Annotated in this window: 16 protein-coding genes; 1 reads left to right on the top strand and 15 read right to left on the bottom strand. The window is 58.5% G+C overall.

Going from position 1 to position 17023, the window contains the following annotated elements; translation table 11 throughout:
• Window positions 1-2 precede the first annotated feature (2 nt).
• The 15 genes from murC to Q0778_RS14195 all read right to left on the bottom strand — a co-directional run bounded on the left by murC (window position 3) and on the right by Q0778_RS14195 (window position 16286).
• Window positions 3-1427, bottom strand: coding sequence for a UDP-N-acetylmuramate--L-alanine ligase (gene murC, locus Q0778_RS14265; protein ID WP_298336970.1), 1425 nt, complete (start codon window positions 1425-1427; stop codon window positions 3-5).
• A complete protein-coding gene (murG, locus tag Q0778_RS14260; protein ID WP_298301709.1) occupies window positions 1424-2644 on the bottom strand; it encodes an undecaprenyldiphospho-muramoylpentapeptide beta-N-acetylglucosaminyltransferase in 1221 nt (406 codons plus the stop codon). The genes murC and murG overlap by 4 nt, the downstream gene beginning before the upstream one ends.
• Window positions 2641-3846: a putative peptidoglycan glycosyltransferase FtsW gene (locus Q0778_RS14255; protein ID WP_298303353.1), complete on the bottom strand. Its 1206-nt coding sequence runs from the start codon at window positions 3844-3846 to the stop codon at window positions 2641-2643. Before Q0778_RS14255 ends, murG begins: the two co-directional genes overlap by 4 nt.
• 32 nt (window positions 3847-3878) lie before the next feature.
• Window positions 3879-5288, bottom strand: coding sequence for a UDP-N-acetylmuramoyl-L-alanine--D-glutamate ligase (gene murD, locus Q0778_RS14250; RefSeq protein WP_298336968.1), 1410 nt, complete (start codon window positions 5286-5288; stop codon window positions 3879-3881).
• 10 nt (window positions 5289-5298) lie between these two features.
• Entirely contained in the window at window positions 5299-6369 is a 1071-nt protein-coding gene (gene mraY, locus Q0778_RS14245) for a phospho-N-acetylmuramoyl-pentapeptide-transferase (protein ID WP_298336966.1), read from the bottom strand.
• 20 nt (window positions 6370-6389) lie between these two features.
• The gene (gene murF / locus Q0778_RS14240; protein WP_298336964.1) at window positions 6390-7862 is read right to left on the bottom strand and encodes a UDP-N-acetylmuramoyl-tripeptide--D-alanyl-D-alanine ligase; all 1473 of its coding nucleotides are present in this window, start codon (window positions 7860-7862) and stop codon (window positions 6390-6392) included.
• Window positions 7859-9361, bottom strand: coding sequence for a UDP-N-acetylmuramoyl-L-alanyl-D-glutamate--2,6-diaminopimelate ligase (locus Q0778_RS14235; RefSeq protein WP_298336962.1), 1503 nt, complete (start codon window positions 9359-9361; stop codon window positions 7859-7861). The genes murF and Q0778_RS14235 overlap by 4 nt, the downstream gene beginning before the upstream one ends.
• Window positions 9358-10995, bottom strand: coding sequence for a penicillin-binding protein 2 (locus Q0778_RS14230; protein ID WP_298337704.1), 1638 nt, complete (start codon window positions 10993-10995; stop codon window positions 9358-9360). Before Q0778_RS14230 ends, Q0778_RS14235 begins: the two co-directional genes overlap by 4 nt.
• A gap of 170 nt (window positions 10996-11165) precedes the next feature.
• Complete coding sequence (locus Q0778_RS14225; protein WP_298336961.1) at window positions 11166-11729, bottom strand: hypothetical protein; 564 nt, start codon at window positions 11727-11729, stop codon at window positions 11166-11168.
• Window positions 11726-12667: a 16S rRNA (cytosine(1402)-N(4))-methyltransferase RsmH gene (gene rsmH, locus Q0778_RS14220; protein WP_298336960.1), complete on the bottom strand. Its 942-nt coding sequence runs from the start codon at window positions 12665-12667 to the stop codon at window positions 11726-11728. The genes Q0778_RS14225 and rsmH overlap by 4 nt, the downstream gene beginning before the upstream one ends.
• Complete coding sequence (locus Q0778_RS14215) at window positions 12664-13164, bottom strand: MraZ N-terminal domain-containing protein (protein WP_298301693.1); 501 nt, start codon at window positions 13162-13164, stop codon at window positions 12664-12666. Before Q0778_RS14215 ends, rsmH begins: the two co-directional genes overlap by 4 nt.
• A 425-nt stretch (window positions 13165-13589) precedes the next feature.
• Window positions 13590-14420, bottom strand: coding sequence for a hypothetical protein (locus Q0778_RS14210; protein ID WP_298336958.1), 831 nt, complete (start codon window positions 14418-14420; stop codon window positions 13590-13592).
• Window positions 14392-14805 carry a hypothetical protein gene (locus Q0778_RS14205; RefSeq protein ID WP_298301689.1) on the bottom strand — a complete coding sequence of 138 codons (414 nt, stop codon included), beginning with the start codon at window positions 14803-14805 and terminating at the stop codon, window positions 14392-14394. Before Q0778_RS14205 ends, Q0778_RS14210 begins: the two co-directional genes overlap by 29 nt.
• Before the next feature lie 93 nt (window positions 14806-14898).
• Complete coding sequence (locus Q0778_RS14200; protein WP_298336956.1) at window positions 14899-15909, bottom strand: cysteine synthase A; 1011 nt, start codon at window positions 15907-15909, stop codon at window positions 14899-14901.
• 62 nt (window positions 15910-15971) lie between these two features.
• Entirely contained in the window at window positions 15972-16286 is a 315-nt protein-coding gene (locus Q0778_RS14195) for a 2Fe-2S iron-sulfur cluster-binding protein (protein ID WP_298301685.1), read from the bottom strand.
• A gap of 119 nt (window positions 16287-16405) precedes the next feature.
• On the opposite strand from Q0778_RS14195, the gene Q0778_RS14190 reads away from it, so the two are divergent.
• Entirely contained in the window at window positions 16406-17023 is a 618-nt protein-coding gene (locus Q0778_RS14190; RefSeq protein WP_298301683.1) for a DNA-3-methyladenine glycosylase 2 family protein, read from the top strand.

Here is a 17023-nt window from a genome sequence, read left to right as displayed (position 1 = left end):
GCTCATGCCTCTCTTATCGCTGAGATAGCGTTCCCAAGGGTAGCGGCCCACTTGGTGATATCCCCCGCGCCGAGGCACACAATGATGTCTCCCGGTGCAATTTCTTCCGCGAGTGTGGCTGCAAGGTCGCTTTGGCTGGCGGTTGTCCGGGCCGAACGGTGTCCACGCGACCTAAGACCTGCGGCGAGCGTCTCGGCATCCACTCCCTCAATCGGCTCCTCGCCTGCCTCATAAACCGGTGTCACAAAGACCATATCGGCCTCGTTGAAGCAGGTTTGAAAGTCTTCCATGAGGTCGCGCAGGCGGGTGTATCGGTGCGGCTGAGCCACAGCGATGACGCGGCCTTTTTCGACGGCCTCACGGGCAGCTTCGAGCACGGCGCGAATTTCAACTGGATGGTGGGCGTAGTCGTCGATCACTGCGACACTGCCGCCCTCGACCTCAACCGAACCGACCTTGGTAAACCGGCGACGCACCCCGCCAAAACCGCCAAAGCCTTCGCGGATCACATCGTCCGAGCAACCCATCTCAATCGCCACCGCAATCGCAGCAAGAGCGTTCTGGACATTGTGGCGACCAGGCATCGGGAGATGCACACCCTCGATCCGGCGATCTTCTTCTCCGCGCTGACGCACGATCACATCGAACGTGTTGCCGCCATCAGATGGACGAACATTGACCCCGCAGATATCCGCCTGGAGCGAGAAGCCATAGGTCACAACCTTACGGTCGCGCACTTCCCCGATGACCGCTTGAACCTCTGGGTGGTCCACACACAGGATCGCCGCGCCGTAGAAGGGCACATTGTGAATGAACTCGACAAAGGCGCATTTCACCCCGTCGAAATCGCCATAGTGATCGAGGTGTTCGGGGTCGATATTGGTGACAACCGCAATGGTCCCATCGAGACGCAGGAAACTGCCATCGCTCTCATCGGCCTCGACCACCATCCAATCGCTGTCACCCAGACGCGCGTTTGAACCATATTGCTCGATAATCCCACCATTGATGATGGTTGGGTCAACCTGACCCTTGTCCAGCAGGCTGGCGATCATGGACGTGGTGGTGGTTTTGCCATGCGTGCCCGCCACCGCAACGGTGGATTTTAGGCGCATCAGCTCAGCCAGCATTTCAGCGCGCCGCACCACCGGAATGCGCTGTTCTAAAGCGCAAGCCACTTCCGGATTGGTGCGGCGCACAGCGGTGGATGTCACGACCACCGCCGATCCGTCTACATTCTCTTTTCTGTGCCCGATGTGGACCGTGATCCCGCGTTTGCGCAAGCGCTCAACACTTGGCCCTTCGGCAATATCGCTGCCTTGAACAGCATAGCCCAGATTGCACATAACCTCGGCAATGCCTGACATGCCGATCCCGCCAATGCCAACGAAGTGAATCGTGCCGATATCGGTCCCGACCCCCTTCACGCGGCCTTATCCTCCGCGCTCTCACGCGTGGCGGTTTGGGCTTTGGTCGCATCGGCTGCCGCCTTGGGAGCGCCCTCACCCACACGGATCACATCCATCAGATCGATCCCGCCCATGCTTTCGATAAGATCGGCGAGTTCCTTGGCCGCTTTGGGCCGTCCGCAATTCCAAGCGCCATGGGCAGCGTTGGAAAGGCTGCCAGGATTTTGCGCGAGCGCCTGAATTTGCTTGGCGAGCTCTTTTGGGGTGAACTTGTCTTGCCGGATCATACGCGCGCCGCCTGCCTTAACGATCTCGACCGTGTTTGCCGCTTGATGATCGTCGGTAGCAATGGGGAGCGGAATGAGGATCGCAGGGCGACCCACGGCCGTTAGCTCTGCAATGGTCGATGCACCCGCGCGTCCGATAAACAAATGCGTACCCGCAAGCCTTTCGTTCATATCCTCAAAGTATGTGCCAAGCTCTGCTGGAATATCGTGGTTGGTGTAGCGTTCGCGCACCGCGTCCAGATCCTCAGGGCGGCATTGCTGCGTCACCTGCAAGCGCGAACGCAACGCCGGCGGCAGCATCGCAAGGCCATCTGGCACCACTTCGGAAAGCACGCTTGCACCTTGAGAGCCGCCGGTGATCAGCACCCGCAATAACCCCTCTTCAGTCAGCGTCGGGAAATCCTCATCGCGAAGGGCAAGCACCTCTTCGCGCACCGGGTTGCCAACGAGATGCGTCTTATCCGCATATTTGGGCTTTAGCCGCTGAACCCCAGGATAGGAGGTCGCGATTGCGTCAACGCTGCGCGCCAATAATCGGTTTACGCGGCCGAGTACCGCATTCTGCTCGTGCACAACGCTAGGCAGTTTCGCCGCACTGGCCGCGAGCAGAGCAGGAAACGCTGGGTATCCGCCAAAGCCGACAATCGCGGCCGGTTCAAACGTTTCAAACAAACGCAGCGCCATGTTGCGCCCTTCGAGGACCGCGCGAACGCCGCCGATCCATTTGAGCGGGTTTTTACCAAAGCGACCCGCCGGCAAAACGTGCGCTGTCAGAAAGTCGGGCTTGCCCGGAATATTCGCACCGCGCTCATCCGTGATGAGAGCCACATGATGTCCGCGCGCGTGCAGCTCCTCTGCCAATGCAAAGGCCGGGATCAAATGCCCTCCGGTGCCTCCAGCGGCCAAAACGAAATGGCGACTTGCTCCAGTTGGTGTCTCGCTGCTCATGTACGCACCTTGGAATTGCTAGCCTTCGCAGAGCGGCCGAGCAGGTCTTTCAGGCCCGGCCTCTCCCGCTTCAGGAAGGGATTACGACGCGTAATCGCTAAGAGCAGACCGAAGGTTAGGCAAACCGCCAAAGTGGATGATCCCCCATAACTCACAAGCGGCAGGGTCATGCCCTTGGAAGGGAAGAGCTGAAGATTGACCGCCATATTGATGAAGGCTTGCCCCCCAATCAAGGTCGCAAGGCCAGCGCTGGCGAGCAGCGCGAAGAGATTCTCCTCATCAACCAGACGGACAAGTGCACGCGTGATAATCGCGACATAAAGGAGCAGAATCACCGCACATGCAAGCAAGCCAAACTCTTCTCCTATGACAGAGAAGATGTAATCCGTATGCGCTTCAGGTAATTGCATCTTGCGTGTGCCGAGCCACAGGCCGCTTCCAGTCCAGCCGCCTGCGGTCAAAGTGCGCTCTGCGAGATAGACCTGATCATAGGCAGTACCACCACCAAGGAAGCTGTCGATCCGGTGCCGAGCATTGTCATAAAGGAAATAGGTCGCAGTAAGCCCGCCCATTCCCGTGGCAACCAATGCGCCCATTTTGGCAAGCGAAACGCCTGACAACAGCACCAGAACGAACCAGACCCCGCCGAAGAGTATTGTCGCCCCAAGGTTCGGTTGAAGCATCAAAAGCGCGGCAACCAACGCCATTGTAAGCGTCGCATATCCCAGCACTGGTAGGCTCGCGTCGCGCATCCGCCAAGAGAGCATCCACGCTAGCAGGATCGCAAATCCAGGCTTCAGAAATTCACTCGGCTGTAACGACATACCGACATTGAGCCAGCGGCGCGCCCCGTTCTTCTCTGCCCCGATAAGCGGTACCAACAGAAGCAGGAACAGCATCACGACAGCAAGCAATATGCCCAGCCTTCGCGCATCCTCTCGGCTTGCAAATGATATGCCGATCATCATCGCAAGCCCCATGCCCTGGAAAGCGACATGCCGTTTGAGGAAAGCAAATTCCTCAACACCATATTGCTTGCCACCAGCAGGTGATGCCGCGGCAACCGCAATGGTGCCCAGAGCCATCAAAAGAATGACAAGGCCCAGAAGCCATTTGTCGACTTCGCGCCACCAGATGAGTACGCGATCCGTAAACCCGCGCGGTGCAGCAACGGGTGCATGGAAGCGCGCATCGCCGCGCACGGAAGTAACATTGGTGCCGTTATAAGAGAGGCTCACGCAATCTCTCCCTTGAGGTATTCCTCATCGGTGTTGGGAAATGTGGCAGGCTCGCAATCGCCTTCTTCTGCGATCACGCCGACAAGCTGACGGAAGTGGTCGCCGCGTTTTTCGTAATCGCGAAACTGGTCAAAGCTGGCGCAGGCCGGTGAGAACAGCACGACATCGCCGGGCTGTGCAGCGTCGCGAGCCCGGCTTACCGCTTCACAAGCGAGCTCGCAGCGTTCCACCTTATCGATTTTACCTTCGAGCAATTCGGCGAAGCGGGGCCCGGCTTCGCCAATCGTGTAGGCGGCAGCGATATTGCTCAGCATATCTTCACACGCACCCAGCCCATCTTCCTTGGCCAGTCCGCCGACGATCCAATGCACACGCGCTGCGCCATGGCGGATATCCGCGCGAGGCGGATAGGCTGCAAGAGCAGGAGCGGAGGAGGCCGTGTTTGTCGCCTTGCTATCATTGATGAAGGTGACGCCGTGCTCCTCGCACACGAGCTCCATCCGGTGCGGCAGGCTACGGAAGAGTTTGAGAGCATGCTCCCACTGTCCGCGCGTCACGCCCAATTCCTCGACAATCGCCACCGCTACGGCTGCATTCTCAAGGTTATGTGGTCCCTGGAGACTTGGCCATTCGCCTTGAAGCGGGGCAAGTGCCTTAAGATTGGCGGCAATGGCGCGGCCTTCGGGGCGGCGAACGCGCTGGGCCTCATGAATCGCACCGGCAGGCTCTTCAAGCGATCCGAAGACCGCCAGGCGATCTGCGGATTGCATCTCAAACAGGCGCGCTTTGGATGCAGCGTATGCAGCAAAGCCGTCATAGCGGTCGAGATGATCGGGTGTGATGTTGGAAAGCGCAGTCACTTCGCAGTCGAGGGTATGACTTAGGTCGATCTGGTAGCTCGATAGCTCAAGCACATAGACACCCTCTCCGTTCTCGTTTGGGACAAGCGGTTCTTGCCCCATGATCGGCTCACCGATGTTTCCACCCAAAAGCGAAGGAATTCCCGCCAAGCGCAGGATATGGTGGACCAACGCAACGGTGGTCGATTTCCCATTGGTGCCTGTCACCCCAACAACGCGGTGGGCAGGAAGGTCTTCACGGGCCAACGTGAACAGCTCAATATCGCCGATGATAGGCACGCCGAACTTGGCGGCATGGTCTTTAATCGGATGGGTGTTGAGAGGTACCCCGGGTGAAACCACGAGACCATCGAACCCAGTCAAATCCATCTCCAACGGATCAGCAATTTCACAGCGCCCCTCGAAAGGAATGCGCGCAACATCCTGCCTGTCCCACACCGTGACGCTCGCCCTGCTTGCCAGAAGCGCCTCCGCCGCTGCCGCACCTGATCGCGCGAGCCCGAGGACCGCGTAGCGTTTGTCAGCAAAGGCGGGCGAGGTGATCACGTCTGGCTTTCTACCTCAGCTTAAGAGTGGAAAGACCGACCAGTGCGAGCACAATGGCGATGATCCAGAAACGGATCACGACCTTACTCTCAGACCAGCCGAGTTGTTCGAAATGGTGATGTATCGGTGCCATGCGGAAGACACGTTTGCCCGTGCGCTTAAACCAGAAGACCTGAACGATCACTGAGACCGCCTCGAGCACGAACAGCCCACCAACAATCGCGAGCACCACTTCATGGTGAGAAGCGACTGCGATAGCTCCCAAGGCGCCACCCAATGCAAGACTGCCGGTGTCGCCCATAAACACTGCCGCTGGGGGCGCGTTGAACCAGAGGAAGGCCAGCCCCCCTCCCATGATTGCAGCACAGAATATCGCCAATTCTCCCGCACCCGGCACATGCGGAATGCCGAGATATTCGCTAAAGTCCGGGCGGCCCACAAGATAGGCGATGATCGCAAAAGTGCCGCTAGCAATGATCACCGGCATGATCGCCAGACCGTCTAGCCCGTCTGTAAGGTTCACCGCATTGCCTGCGCCGACCATCACAAAGGCAGCAAATACATAGTAGAACGGCCCCAACGGTATCTCCACGAACGAGAAGAAGGGGATGTAGAGACTGGTGCTGATCTGGCTGACAATGATGTAGCTCGCGATGCCCGCGACCACGAATTCCAACAGCAACCGGACCCTGCCCGAAAGCCCTGCATGGCTGTTCTTCGTGACCTTGTCATAATCATCGATAAAGCCGATCACACCGAAACCCAGTGTCACAGCCAAACAGGCCCAAACGAAGGGATTGGTGAGGTCCATCCACAAGAGCAGCGACAGAGCGAGTGACACGAGGATTAATAGGCCGCCCATAGTAGGCGTGCCGCGCTTAGCGAGGTGGCTTTGCGGCCCATCTTCGCGGATCGGCTGACCTTTTCCCTGCCGCACGCGCAGCATATTGATCATGCGGGGGCCGACGATCAGGCCAAGGATCAGAGCAGTCATCAGCGCCGCGCCAAAACGAAACGTCTGGTACCGCACGAGGTTCAGCGCGCCTTCAAATCCTAACCATTCTGCGATCCAATAGAGCATTCAGATCCCTTGGGCCCTCTTCATGAGGCCGCCTTCGTATAATGTGTGACAAGAGCGCCAAGGCCCATGAAGTTGGAGCCTTTGACCAAAACTACATCTCCATTTGTCAAGCCGAACTTCCCAAGAACGGAGATGGCGTCTTTGGTGGTCGCGCAATGTTCGAAACTTGGAACGAATCCAAGTGATTTCGCGTGCCTCTTGCTCAACTCAGCTGCCAAATCACTCATTCCCTCGCCGACAAGGATCAAATGGTCAATTTGAGCATCAGTGATTGGCTCCGCCAATTGCCTATGAAAGCGTTCGAAAAACTCGCCCAATTCACCCATCGTGCCCAACACGGCGACCCGGCGAAGTGCAGGTGTTTGACCAAGCGCTTTCAGAGTCGCCCGCATAGAGGTAGGATTGGCGTTGTAGCTTTCATCGATCAGCAGAGCTGTGCCGCCAGAAACATTGATATTGTGCCTAGCGCCGCGCCCCTTGAGCCCGCCCATTTCGGCCAAAGCTAGTCCTGCCGCCCCCAAATCACCGCCCGCAGCTCGAACTGCGGCGATCACGCCGAGCGAATTGGAAATCCAGTGCTCACCGGGCTCTGCCACCGAGTAACAGACCCTAGCATTGCCGTGCCCCGGCCCTAGCTGCGCGGTGACGAGCGAACCACCGTTGGCACCCGGAATAGCATCGATCAGGCGCACATCCGCATTGGCGCTGCGACCAAAGGTCACCACCTTCACACCCATGTTGCGCGCATTGGTGATCATGCGCGGAGTATAGTCGCTATCGGCTGGAATAATTGCGGTGCCGCCGGGCATCAGCCCAGTGAAGATTTGCGACTTCTCATCGGCAATCGCCTCCATGGAACCCAAGTTCTCAATATGAGCGGGAGCGATCGTGGTGATAAGCGCCACATGAGGGCGAACGTGTGCGGACAAGGGCGCAATCTCGCCCTCATGGTTCATGCCCATTTCAAACACGCCATACTTCGAACGTGCAGGCAGGCGGGCAAGGCTCAGCGGCACGCCGACGTGGTTGTTATAACTGCGAACGCTGCGGTGGGCAGCGCCCCGACTGGACCGGTCGAGCGATGCAAAGATCGCCTCTTTTACGCCGGTTTTGCCGACCGAACCCGTTACGCCAATACGCACAGCGTCAGCCCGGTTGCGGGCGTAGTGGGCGAGGGCATGGAGTGCTTCAGTCGTATCCTTGACCAGCACATGGGGATGGTCGACTGGTCGGTCGACAAGTGCAGCAACCGCGCCTTTCGCGAAGGCGGCGGGGATGAACTTGTGGCCATCCATTGCTTCGCCTTTGAGAGCAACAAAGACATCACCGGGCCGCACATCACGGCTATCCATTTCAAGGCCTGAAGCCTGAAATGCATGGCTTGCGCGTCCACCTGTCGCCGCTTCAATCGAAGCGGCATCCCACAGGGCAAGCGGCAGTGCATCTCGCGGATCAGAAGGCCACTGGCGCAGAAGGGCGTGGACGGCGCTCATGCGGCATCTCCTTGCACAGGCACCGCAGCGCACTCCCGGGCCACTTCCACATCGTCAAACGGCAAAACCTGCATTGTGTCTCCAGATCCGATTATCTGTCCTTGCTCATGGCCTTTGCCGGCGATGAGAATGATATCGTTTTCGCCCGCCTCGGCAATGGCCTCTGCGATGGCCTCTCGCCGCCCTGATATTGCGCGCACATTGGCAGCTCCTTGCGCGCCAGCAAGCACCTGGGCGCGGATGTCCGCAGGTTCTTCACCGCGCGGATTGTCATCTGTGATGACGACGAAGTCCGCGTTGCGCGCCGCGACTTCGCCCATTGGGGCGCGCTTACCCTTGTCGCGATCACCGCCTGCTCCGAACACAACGATCAGACGACCGTTTTTGTGCCCAACAATGTGCGGGCGAAGGGCGGCGATAGCCGCTTCCAAAGCATCCGGCGTGTGCGCGTAATCGACATAGACGGGCGCACCGGACGCGGTCATGACTGCACGCTCCAGCCGTCCTCGAACCGGTTGAAGCCGCGAAACCGCGTCAAAAACTTGGGACGGGTCTGCACCACAAACAAGCGCGAGCCCCGCAGAAACCAGAGCATTGGCCGCCTGATAGGCCCCGATCAGTGGAAGCTTAACCGCGCGGGTCTGGCCAGCATGTTCGATCTCAAGCACCTGGCCCAACTGAGTGGCCTCACGGCTGAGAAGGCGCAAGTCCTCGCCTCGTTCGCCAACGGTGAAGATACTCAATCCTCGTGCTCTGGCGCTATCGATAGCGCTTGCGGCCCACTCGCTTGCATCGGCACCATTCCAGATCACGGCGTGGCCATCGTCTTCGACGACTTCTGCAAACAGTCGCATCTTGCACCCGAAATACTCTTCCATCGTGCCGTGATAGTCGAGGTGATCGCGGCTCAGATTTGTGAAGGCCCCTGCTCCCACACGCAGTCCTTCGTTGCGATATTGCGAGAGGCCATGGCTCGAAGCCTCGTACGCGACATGGGTCACACCTTCGCGCGCCAGACCGCTCATATTCGAAAGAAATGTGACAATATCAGGTGTCGTGAGCCCGGTTGAGACACTGCCATCCGGTGTCGTGACACCAAGTGTCCCGATGCTGGCTGCGCGCTCACCACACATGCGCCAGATCTGTCGGGTCATTTCGGAAACGCTTGTCTTTCCATTCGTCCCTGTCACCGCGACGATGGTCTCTGGCGCAGGTGTGAAGAATTGTGCAGCCAGCATTGCGAAAGTCTGGCGGGGTTCATCACTCACGATATGAAGCGCCCCGTCCACTCGTGCTTCAGGAGCCGCCACAATGGCGACTGCTCCAGCTCCAATCGCAGCAGGAATAAAATCCTCGGCGTTAAACCTTGCGCCGCGAAACGCGCCAAAAACGGTGCCGGGTGCCACTTTACGGTGATCGATAGCAAAGCCGGTGACCGCGATATCCTCGCGCACTTCAATTCCCAGCCCCGCCTGTTCGATCAGCGCCCCCAGCTTCACCGGCGACCCTCCACCAGATAGCGAAGGTCAGAGATGTCTACATCTCGATTGGCATCGGGCTTCACGCCCAGCATGGGGCCAATCCGTGGAACCAATTCCTTGACGATGGGAGCCGCGTTGAAGGCAGCGGTACGCTGTGCGCGAGCAGCAATGGTCGCGCGCGGCTCGTCTAGCACCGTCACCACCACATAGCGCGGTCGATCCATCGGGAAGGCGGCGGCAAAGGATGTGATGAGCGAGGTTTGGCGATATCCGCCCCGCCCTGCTTTCTCAGCAGAACCGGTTTTGCCGCCAACGCGGTAACCCGGCGCATCGGCGCTGCGGCCCGTGCCGTACATAGCAATCATGCGCAGCAATTGGCGCATACGCGAGGAGGTGGAAGCCTTGAACACACGCTTGCCCTTAGGCGCTTCGCCCGGTTCGAGCTTGCGCAAGGTCGTGGGTCGCCATATTCCGCCGTTGACCATCGCCGCATAGGCATTGGCGAGGTGGAGCGGTGTCACAGCAATACCGTGGCCATAGCTCACCGTCATATTGGTGATGCGCGACCATTTCCCATTGGGTAGTTCTTGCGGCCACAGTGGACGACCCTTGGCCTGCAATTCAATCTGCGGGCGCTCGTTCATTTGCAGGTCGAGCATGACCTTGCGCATGGTCTCTTCACCCAGTTCATCCGCGACACGGGCGGTCACGGTGTTTGACGAATAGACGAGCGATTCCGGTACGTTGAGCGTTGCGCCCTTGGGATGCAGATCGCGGATCGTGCGCCCTGCAATCTCGACATTCGACGCATCCCACTCTTTGCGAAGGTTGCGCACCACACCGCCATCAATGGCCGCCGCAATCGTGATCGGCTTGAAGGTGGAGCCAAGCTCATACACCCCATTGGTCACGCGGTTATAGATATTGGGCGAACGGTGCGCGTCGGAAAGGTTGGGGTCAAACGCCGGGAGCGATGCCATGGCCAGGACCTCTCCGGTGTCAACATCGAGCACAATACCCGCCGCACCCTTGGCATCGGTTGCGAGCATCCCCTTGCCTAGCTCATCTTCCAGCGCGCCTTGAACTCTCAGATCGATCGACAGGGGAACGGGTTCAGCGCGAAGCTCAGCCGAGGAAAGCTGCGCATCAAGCACCTGTTCCATGCCGAATGCGCCCTCGTTCTTTCCTTCGTCATTCTCGCGGACGAAGCCAAGCACGTGAGAACCAAGCCGCCCTTGCGGATAGTGGCGGTCGAACTCACGCGGTACTTCGAGGGCAATTTCGCCCAGATTGAGCACCCGATTTGCATCCTCCGGCAGGATGCGGCGCAAAAGATAACCACCACGCTCGGACGACAGGATCTTAATGGTGCGTTCAACATTCAAGTCCGGGAAGATTGCTTTGAGCTGAGTTGCGACTTCAGAAGGCTCTCGCACCAGAGGTGCACCATCATCGCCCATCGCCTTCGGATTGAACCACAAGGCGTAGGCAGGGAAGTTGCGCGCCAAAGGAGTGCCATTGCGATCAACGATCTCACCGCGCGGAGGCAGGAGCGCTTCGGATAGGCTCGGCTGCGTCGGTGCTGATCCGACAAAGCCCAGATAACCAATCCGCAAAACCGCAATTACCGCCACAAGCGCAAAGCAGCCCATAAGCAAAAGCAGGCGTGAGCGCGCCGTCACCAAAAAGTACGAGCGGCGATGCGCACTATGAACCCTGCCGGTTGGCACGGCCGTGTCAGGTTGTACTTGATCTGAGCCACTGAAGAAGGCGGACGCGCGACTTGTCGAGCTTCCTTGCCCTCCTGAAAGGGCCAGCGCGTTCATTCACGCACCTCACCAAGCAAAACGGCAGGCTCCGCCGACGGCATCGTGGGAGTTTGCGCATTGGCTGCCCGGATCGGAGAGGCATCGATCAAGAACTCACCAAAAGCATCAGCAAAGATCGCGCCAGCATCCTCACCAGCGCTTGCCGAGGCCAGCGTCACCGGCGCACCGGTCACCGGTGACACCATATCCCTTGGCCCAGCATCCGCAGCCGAGAGCTCAGCGCGCGCCACACGTATTGGCTCAGGCGCATCAGGCCTGACATCCTGACCCAGGTTTGCAAGTTGACGGTTGCTCTCAAGATATTGGTCTGCGCGCGGCGCTTCATAGCCAAGCTCAATCGTGTTCCATTCGGCAAGTTGCCTTTGGCTTGCACGCGTTTGGAACTCAGTTTCCAGCATCAGCACATCACGTTCAAGCGCAATGATCTCACGCTCGGCAAGCAGCACTTCGCTGCGCACGGTCTGCACCTGAAAGCTGAGAAGCGCGAACAGAGCAACACAGGCGGCGAGAACCGCAGCCCAACCCATTTGACGAATGCGGGAACCGTTAGGGATCATGCTTCCATCCTTTCTTGAGCGGGAGCAGAGGTGCGAATGGCGTGGCGAAGGATTGAAGAGCGCGCGCGAGGATTGCGCGCGATTTCGGCTTCGGATGGACGAATGGCCTTGGATACCTTGGTGAAGGTCGGCGCAGGGCCGGGAACCTCTCCAGGAAGGTGGCGCGAAACCGCTTTGCCAGCGCCCGATGCGGACTTAAAGAAGCGCTTAACCAGCCGATCCTCGAGGCTGTGAAAGCTGACAACGGCCAGAACACCGCCTGCTTTGAGGAGCAGCTCTGCAGCAGCAAGGCCAGCACGAAGTTCGCCCAGCTCATCATTCACATGGATACGGACCGCCTGAAAGCTGCGCGTCGCGGGGTCTTTCTTATCATGCGGTTTGTGACCCAGAGCGCGGCGCACCACGCGGGCAAATTCGCCCGTCGTCTCGAGCGGGCGCGCAGCGACAATGGCGCGAGCTACACGGCGCGACTGGCGCTCTTCGCCATATTGGTACAGCACGTCCGCAATCGCGCCCTCATCGGCGGTATTGAGGAAATCGGCGGCGCTTTCACCTGATTGACTCATCCGCATATCGAGCGGACCATCGTTACTGAAGGCAAAGCCTCGGCCAGCTTGATCAAGCTGCATAGAGGAGACCCCGATGTCCATGACGACCGCGTCGACTTGCGGCACGCCGATGCGCACCATCTCCTCACGCATATGCGAAAAACGCTCTTGATGAAGCGACAATTGGCCACCGAATTCAGCAACAATGGCCGCACCATCGCGGACGGCATTTGGGTCGCGATCGAAGCCAAAGACGCGGGCACCACGCTCCAGCAGCGCGCGCGAATAGCCGCCCGCACCAAAGGTCGCATCGATGATCGACATCGCCCGCATCGGATTCAGGCTGGCAACAACCTCATCGAGCAGAACGGGGATATGGGGCGCATTCATTTTTTGCCCCCTTTCGACGCCACTTTGGCCATTTGCGATTTGCACGCAGCCTTCGCACCGCGGAAATCATTGCCCATCTGCCCAAGCTCGTCGGGCTTCCAAACCATGAAGAACTTACCAGAGCCATGGAAGTAAAGGCCATCGCCCGCCAGATCGAGATCGCGGAACTGCTCCGGCATGACGAAGCGACCACTGTCATCGAAGGGCACCTGCTCAAAGCCATAAAGCTGACCCGCGCGCGCGTCGGGGTCAAAATCCCTATTGCCCATCGCAATCGCGCGCTGCTCTTCTTTTTCGAGCTGTTCATCGAACTCATCGACGCGACTCAGGCCAAAGCCGATCAGACAATTGTATCGGTCATGGACTGCGAGGCAGAGGGTCTTGGAACCACCAGAGCTCTCTTTGACTGCTTTGCGGAAGGCAGGAGGCAAGACATAACGACCCTTATCGCCCGCAGGCGAATAGGCTTGTCCATTATATCTGTGCGGCGCTGACACGGTCCGCTCCCTCTCCACTTTGAACGCAGAGGAAACACACAGCTCCCTCGCGCTATACCCGGCATCAAACCTGCCAAATTCCACGACTTACCCGCCACCACCTCCGCGCAAACGGAGGCAGCGCGCCCACTGAGATCAGCAGCGCGAGGTAATTCAGCCTGTTTGATGGGACGCAGACATATCGAGGATGCGCGTCACTGGGAAGGGCTTTTCTAGGGATTTCACGGGATTAAACGTTAAATAATTGTTTAATATAGATTTTTAAAGCACCGATTCCGACTATATTCACAGGGGCGCGCGCCTGAAGTCCCTTAGTTTCCCGTATGAGGCTGACGAATCTCGTTCGATTCCCGCAGATTCCCTGGTTCGAACGGGCGTTGATCAAGCTCGTCCCGTGGTTTCCCCAGCATAACACATGATCACTCTTATTCGAAAGCAAGTTCCACAAGCACCTGAATTGCGGGAATTCTTGCCTCCTGCTCATGCCCATCCTCGTGTCCATGCGAATGGCCATCATCGACGCCAACTTGATGCGAGCTCTTAAAAATCTCTGCATCGGCCAGCAGCGTTGCCAGTCCTTTACCCAAGCGGCATCTCGCCAGAACGCCTTCGCCCATTATGCGGCATTGACCCGACGCGCCCGCGACTTCCCGCAGTGAGCCTGTGAGCACAAGCGGAAACTTGGTATCGGCAATGGTAACCTCCCGGATTGCGAGTTGATCTTCATCGAAGCGAAGGTCGAGACCCCAGCGCTCGAGAACCGGCGGAATAAGCGCAGCCTCTACCGGGTGCCGCGGATCACCAAGAGGCAAAGGGTAATGACCGCCCAAAACTGGGTCGAGCACAAGCAACAACCGCCCTCCGCCCCTAACCCAATCGTCCAGGGCGACATTGTCGCTTGGGGTGAGAACACGTGGCTGAATGACAGCAAGGCGGTCGATTTCTGCAAGCGGATCGATCGGCGGAGCCTCCACATGGAGATCCGCGACTGGCGACAAAGTGTCTAGGGGAACGAGTTCGAATTTTCCCTCAAACACCTCTCTTTGCCAAGGTGTCTCGAATTCGCCCGATGCGAACTCACCAATCTCTGTGCCAAGAGGCCAATAAATCGGTAGGCTTGTCATCAGGCCCAGTTTGGGGCGCGGTTCGCTTGGGTCCGCCTGGTTGCATTCTGACTGAGCGCCGCAGGCTCCCAATCCAGCAGCCAATGCAAGAGCCAGCAGTAAGCTATTCTTGAAGCGCTTCATCGGCATCATCGACAGGCCCTTCTTCAGGACCCACATCTTCAAGTGGCAGGTCTTCCACAACGCCCTCAATCGTTTCAGGTTCGGGCTCCACCGGAATATCCGGCACAATGCCAGCATCCGCCAGCGGATCGCGCTGCGGCGCGACATCGGTGGGCTCGGTGGTTGGTGCCGCCTCAGGAACAGAGCTTTCTTGCGTAATATCAGCCTGATTGCCGATGATCGTGGCAAGTCCGATCAAGAGCACCATGGAGCCAAGCCCAAAGAGGCCGATCTGTAACCGCTGTGTCGCTTCTGCCTTGGTGCCACCCAAGGGCGCGCCCTCTGGTGGCCCGTTTTGCGGCGATGGTTCGCCTGCTGCCGCGTCTACAGCGCTTTGGAATTTTCCGCCGGTCATAGGGGACAGCTTAGCCCCCTATCGAATGGCTGTCGATTGGCAGGTTCGGAAATCGGGCGCGCTCACTCACCGAGTCGCCCGAGATAAGCTGGCCTATTGCTCAAGCCAATCAAACACCGGGAGGCCTTTCTCGGCCAGCCATTTTGCGTTGTAGAGCGTTGAAAGATAACGGAAACCGGTATCGCATAGGATCGTGGCGACTTGGGGGCTCTCACGGCCTTCCGCCACGAGTTGTTGGCCCAGCTCGATCGCACCCGCAACATTGATCCCGCTGGAGAGACCAAGGCAAAGCCCCTCTTCGCGCAACAATTGCGCAACCCATTGGAGGCCAACTTCGTCGCTGATGCGGAATTGAGTGTCGATCGGGGCACCCTCAAGGTTTGCAGTGATACGTCCCTGACCGATGCCTTCTGCCACTGATGAGCCTTCGGATTTGAGCTCGCCCGTGGCGAAATAGCTGTAGAGGGCCGCCCCGTGCGGATCGGTCAAGGCAATGCGGATATCCGCATTCTTCTCCTTGAGGCCCATGCCGACACCCGCAATCGTACCGCCCGTGCCAGCGGCGCAGGTGAATCCGGTGATTTTGCCTCCAGTTTGTTCCCACAACTCAGGTGCGGTTGTCTCTATATGCGCGCGGCGGTTTGCGACATTGTCGAACTGCCCCGCCCAGATTGCACCGTCGGTTTCCTCCGCCAAACGGCGAGAAACGTGCTGGAAGTGGTTCTGATCGGCATATTTCGTCGGAGGGACGAGGACAAGCTGAGCGCCGAGCGCACGCAGTGTGTCCATCTTTTCCTTCGACTGATTATCTGGCATGACGATAACGGTCTTATAGCCGAGAGCATTCGCAACCAGAGCAACGCCAATCCCGGTGTTGCCAGCGGTCCCTTCGATCACGGTGCCACCGGGCTGCAGGTCACCGCGCGCCTCTGCATCGCGAATCATGAACAGCGCGGCACGATCCTTCACTGACGAGCCTGGATTGGCAAACTCGCACTTGCCCCAAATGTCGCATCCAGCTGCTTCGCTCGCGCCTTTCAATCGCACAAGCGGGGTATTGCCGATAAGCGAAAGCGTATCGCCATATGGTTGAGTGATATTCATGGGAGCCGAATTAGGCCGCGCCGGGTTGGCTCGCAACGAAGATAAATCTTCAAGCGCAGCAATTAGTCTTCAGGCGCAATCGTCACTTTCATGCCGTCAAGGACAGGACTGAATGCGATCTGGCACGACAGACGCGAGCTGTCCTTGCGGTGATCGGAAGACTCCAGAAGGTCATCTTCATCTTCGCTCATCTCGGGGACTTCGCCAGGCGCTTCATCAACATAGACGTGACACGTCGCGCACGAGCAGCACCCGCCGCACAGCGCCAGAAGTTCATCGAAACCATTGTCGCGCACAGCTTCCATTACGGTCAGGCCGTCTTCGACTTCGATTTCACTGGTTTCGCCGTCGCGATTGGTCACGATGAGCTTAGGCATGGTGCGTTGGTCCTTCTGGGAAAGGTTGAGCGCAAGATTGCGCGCTTGGAAAATCTCGGCGTTCAGCTAGGAGTTTCCATTGCGGAACGCAACCTAGAGCATGTCGGAGGGAGAAACGCGTGGGGCTCACAGCCGAGATATTGCAAACCGAATTGGACGCTGTTGCCGCAATGGATCCACGCCTCAATGGAGAGTTGGCGCGCATCGGCTATCCCGAACCGCGGGTAAGACCGCGCGGCTACAAAACGATGCTGCGCACCATTGTTGGCCAGCAAGTTTCAGTCGCGGCGGCAAGTTCCATGTGGGGCAAGCTGGAGGCGGAATTGGGCGAGGCGTTCACCACGTCCTGTCTGCTCGAACGCGATTTCGATACGCTGAGAGCTTGCGGCTTGTCGCGCCAGAAACAGGGCTATGCGCGGTCGTTGTGCGAGCTCGTTGAAGCTGGCGCGGTTGATTTCGATGCGCTCCCCAAGGACGATGAAGAGGCGATTGCCGAACTCACCCAGATCAAGGGCATCGGGCGCTGGTCGGCGGAGATATACCTCATGTTCGCAGAAGGGCGCACCGATATCTGGCCAGCGGGTGATTTGGCCGTGCAGGAGGGTGTGAAGCGCCTACTAAACCTGGACGAACGTCCCAAAGAAAAAGAGTGCCGCACCCTCGGCGATACATGGGCCCCGCACCGGTCCAGCGTCGCGCTGTTCACCTGGCATTTTTACGCCAATCCGGCGCTGTAG

It is taken from the genome of uncultured Erythrobacter sp. (genome assembly GCF_947502395.1).
Classification (GTDB): Bacteria; Pseudomonadota; Alphaproteobacteria; order Sphingomonadales; family Sphingomonadaceae; genus Erythrobacter.
This window is presented reverse-complemented; position numbering and strand designations above follow the sequence as displayed.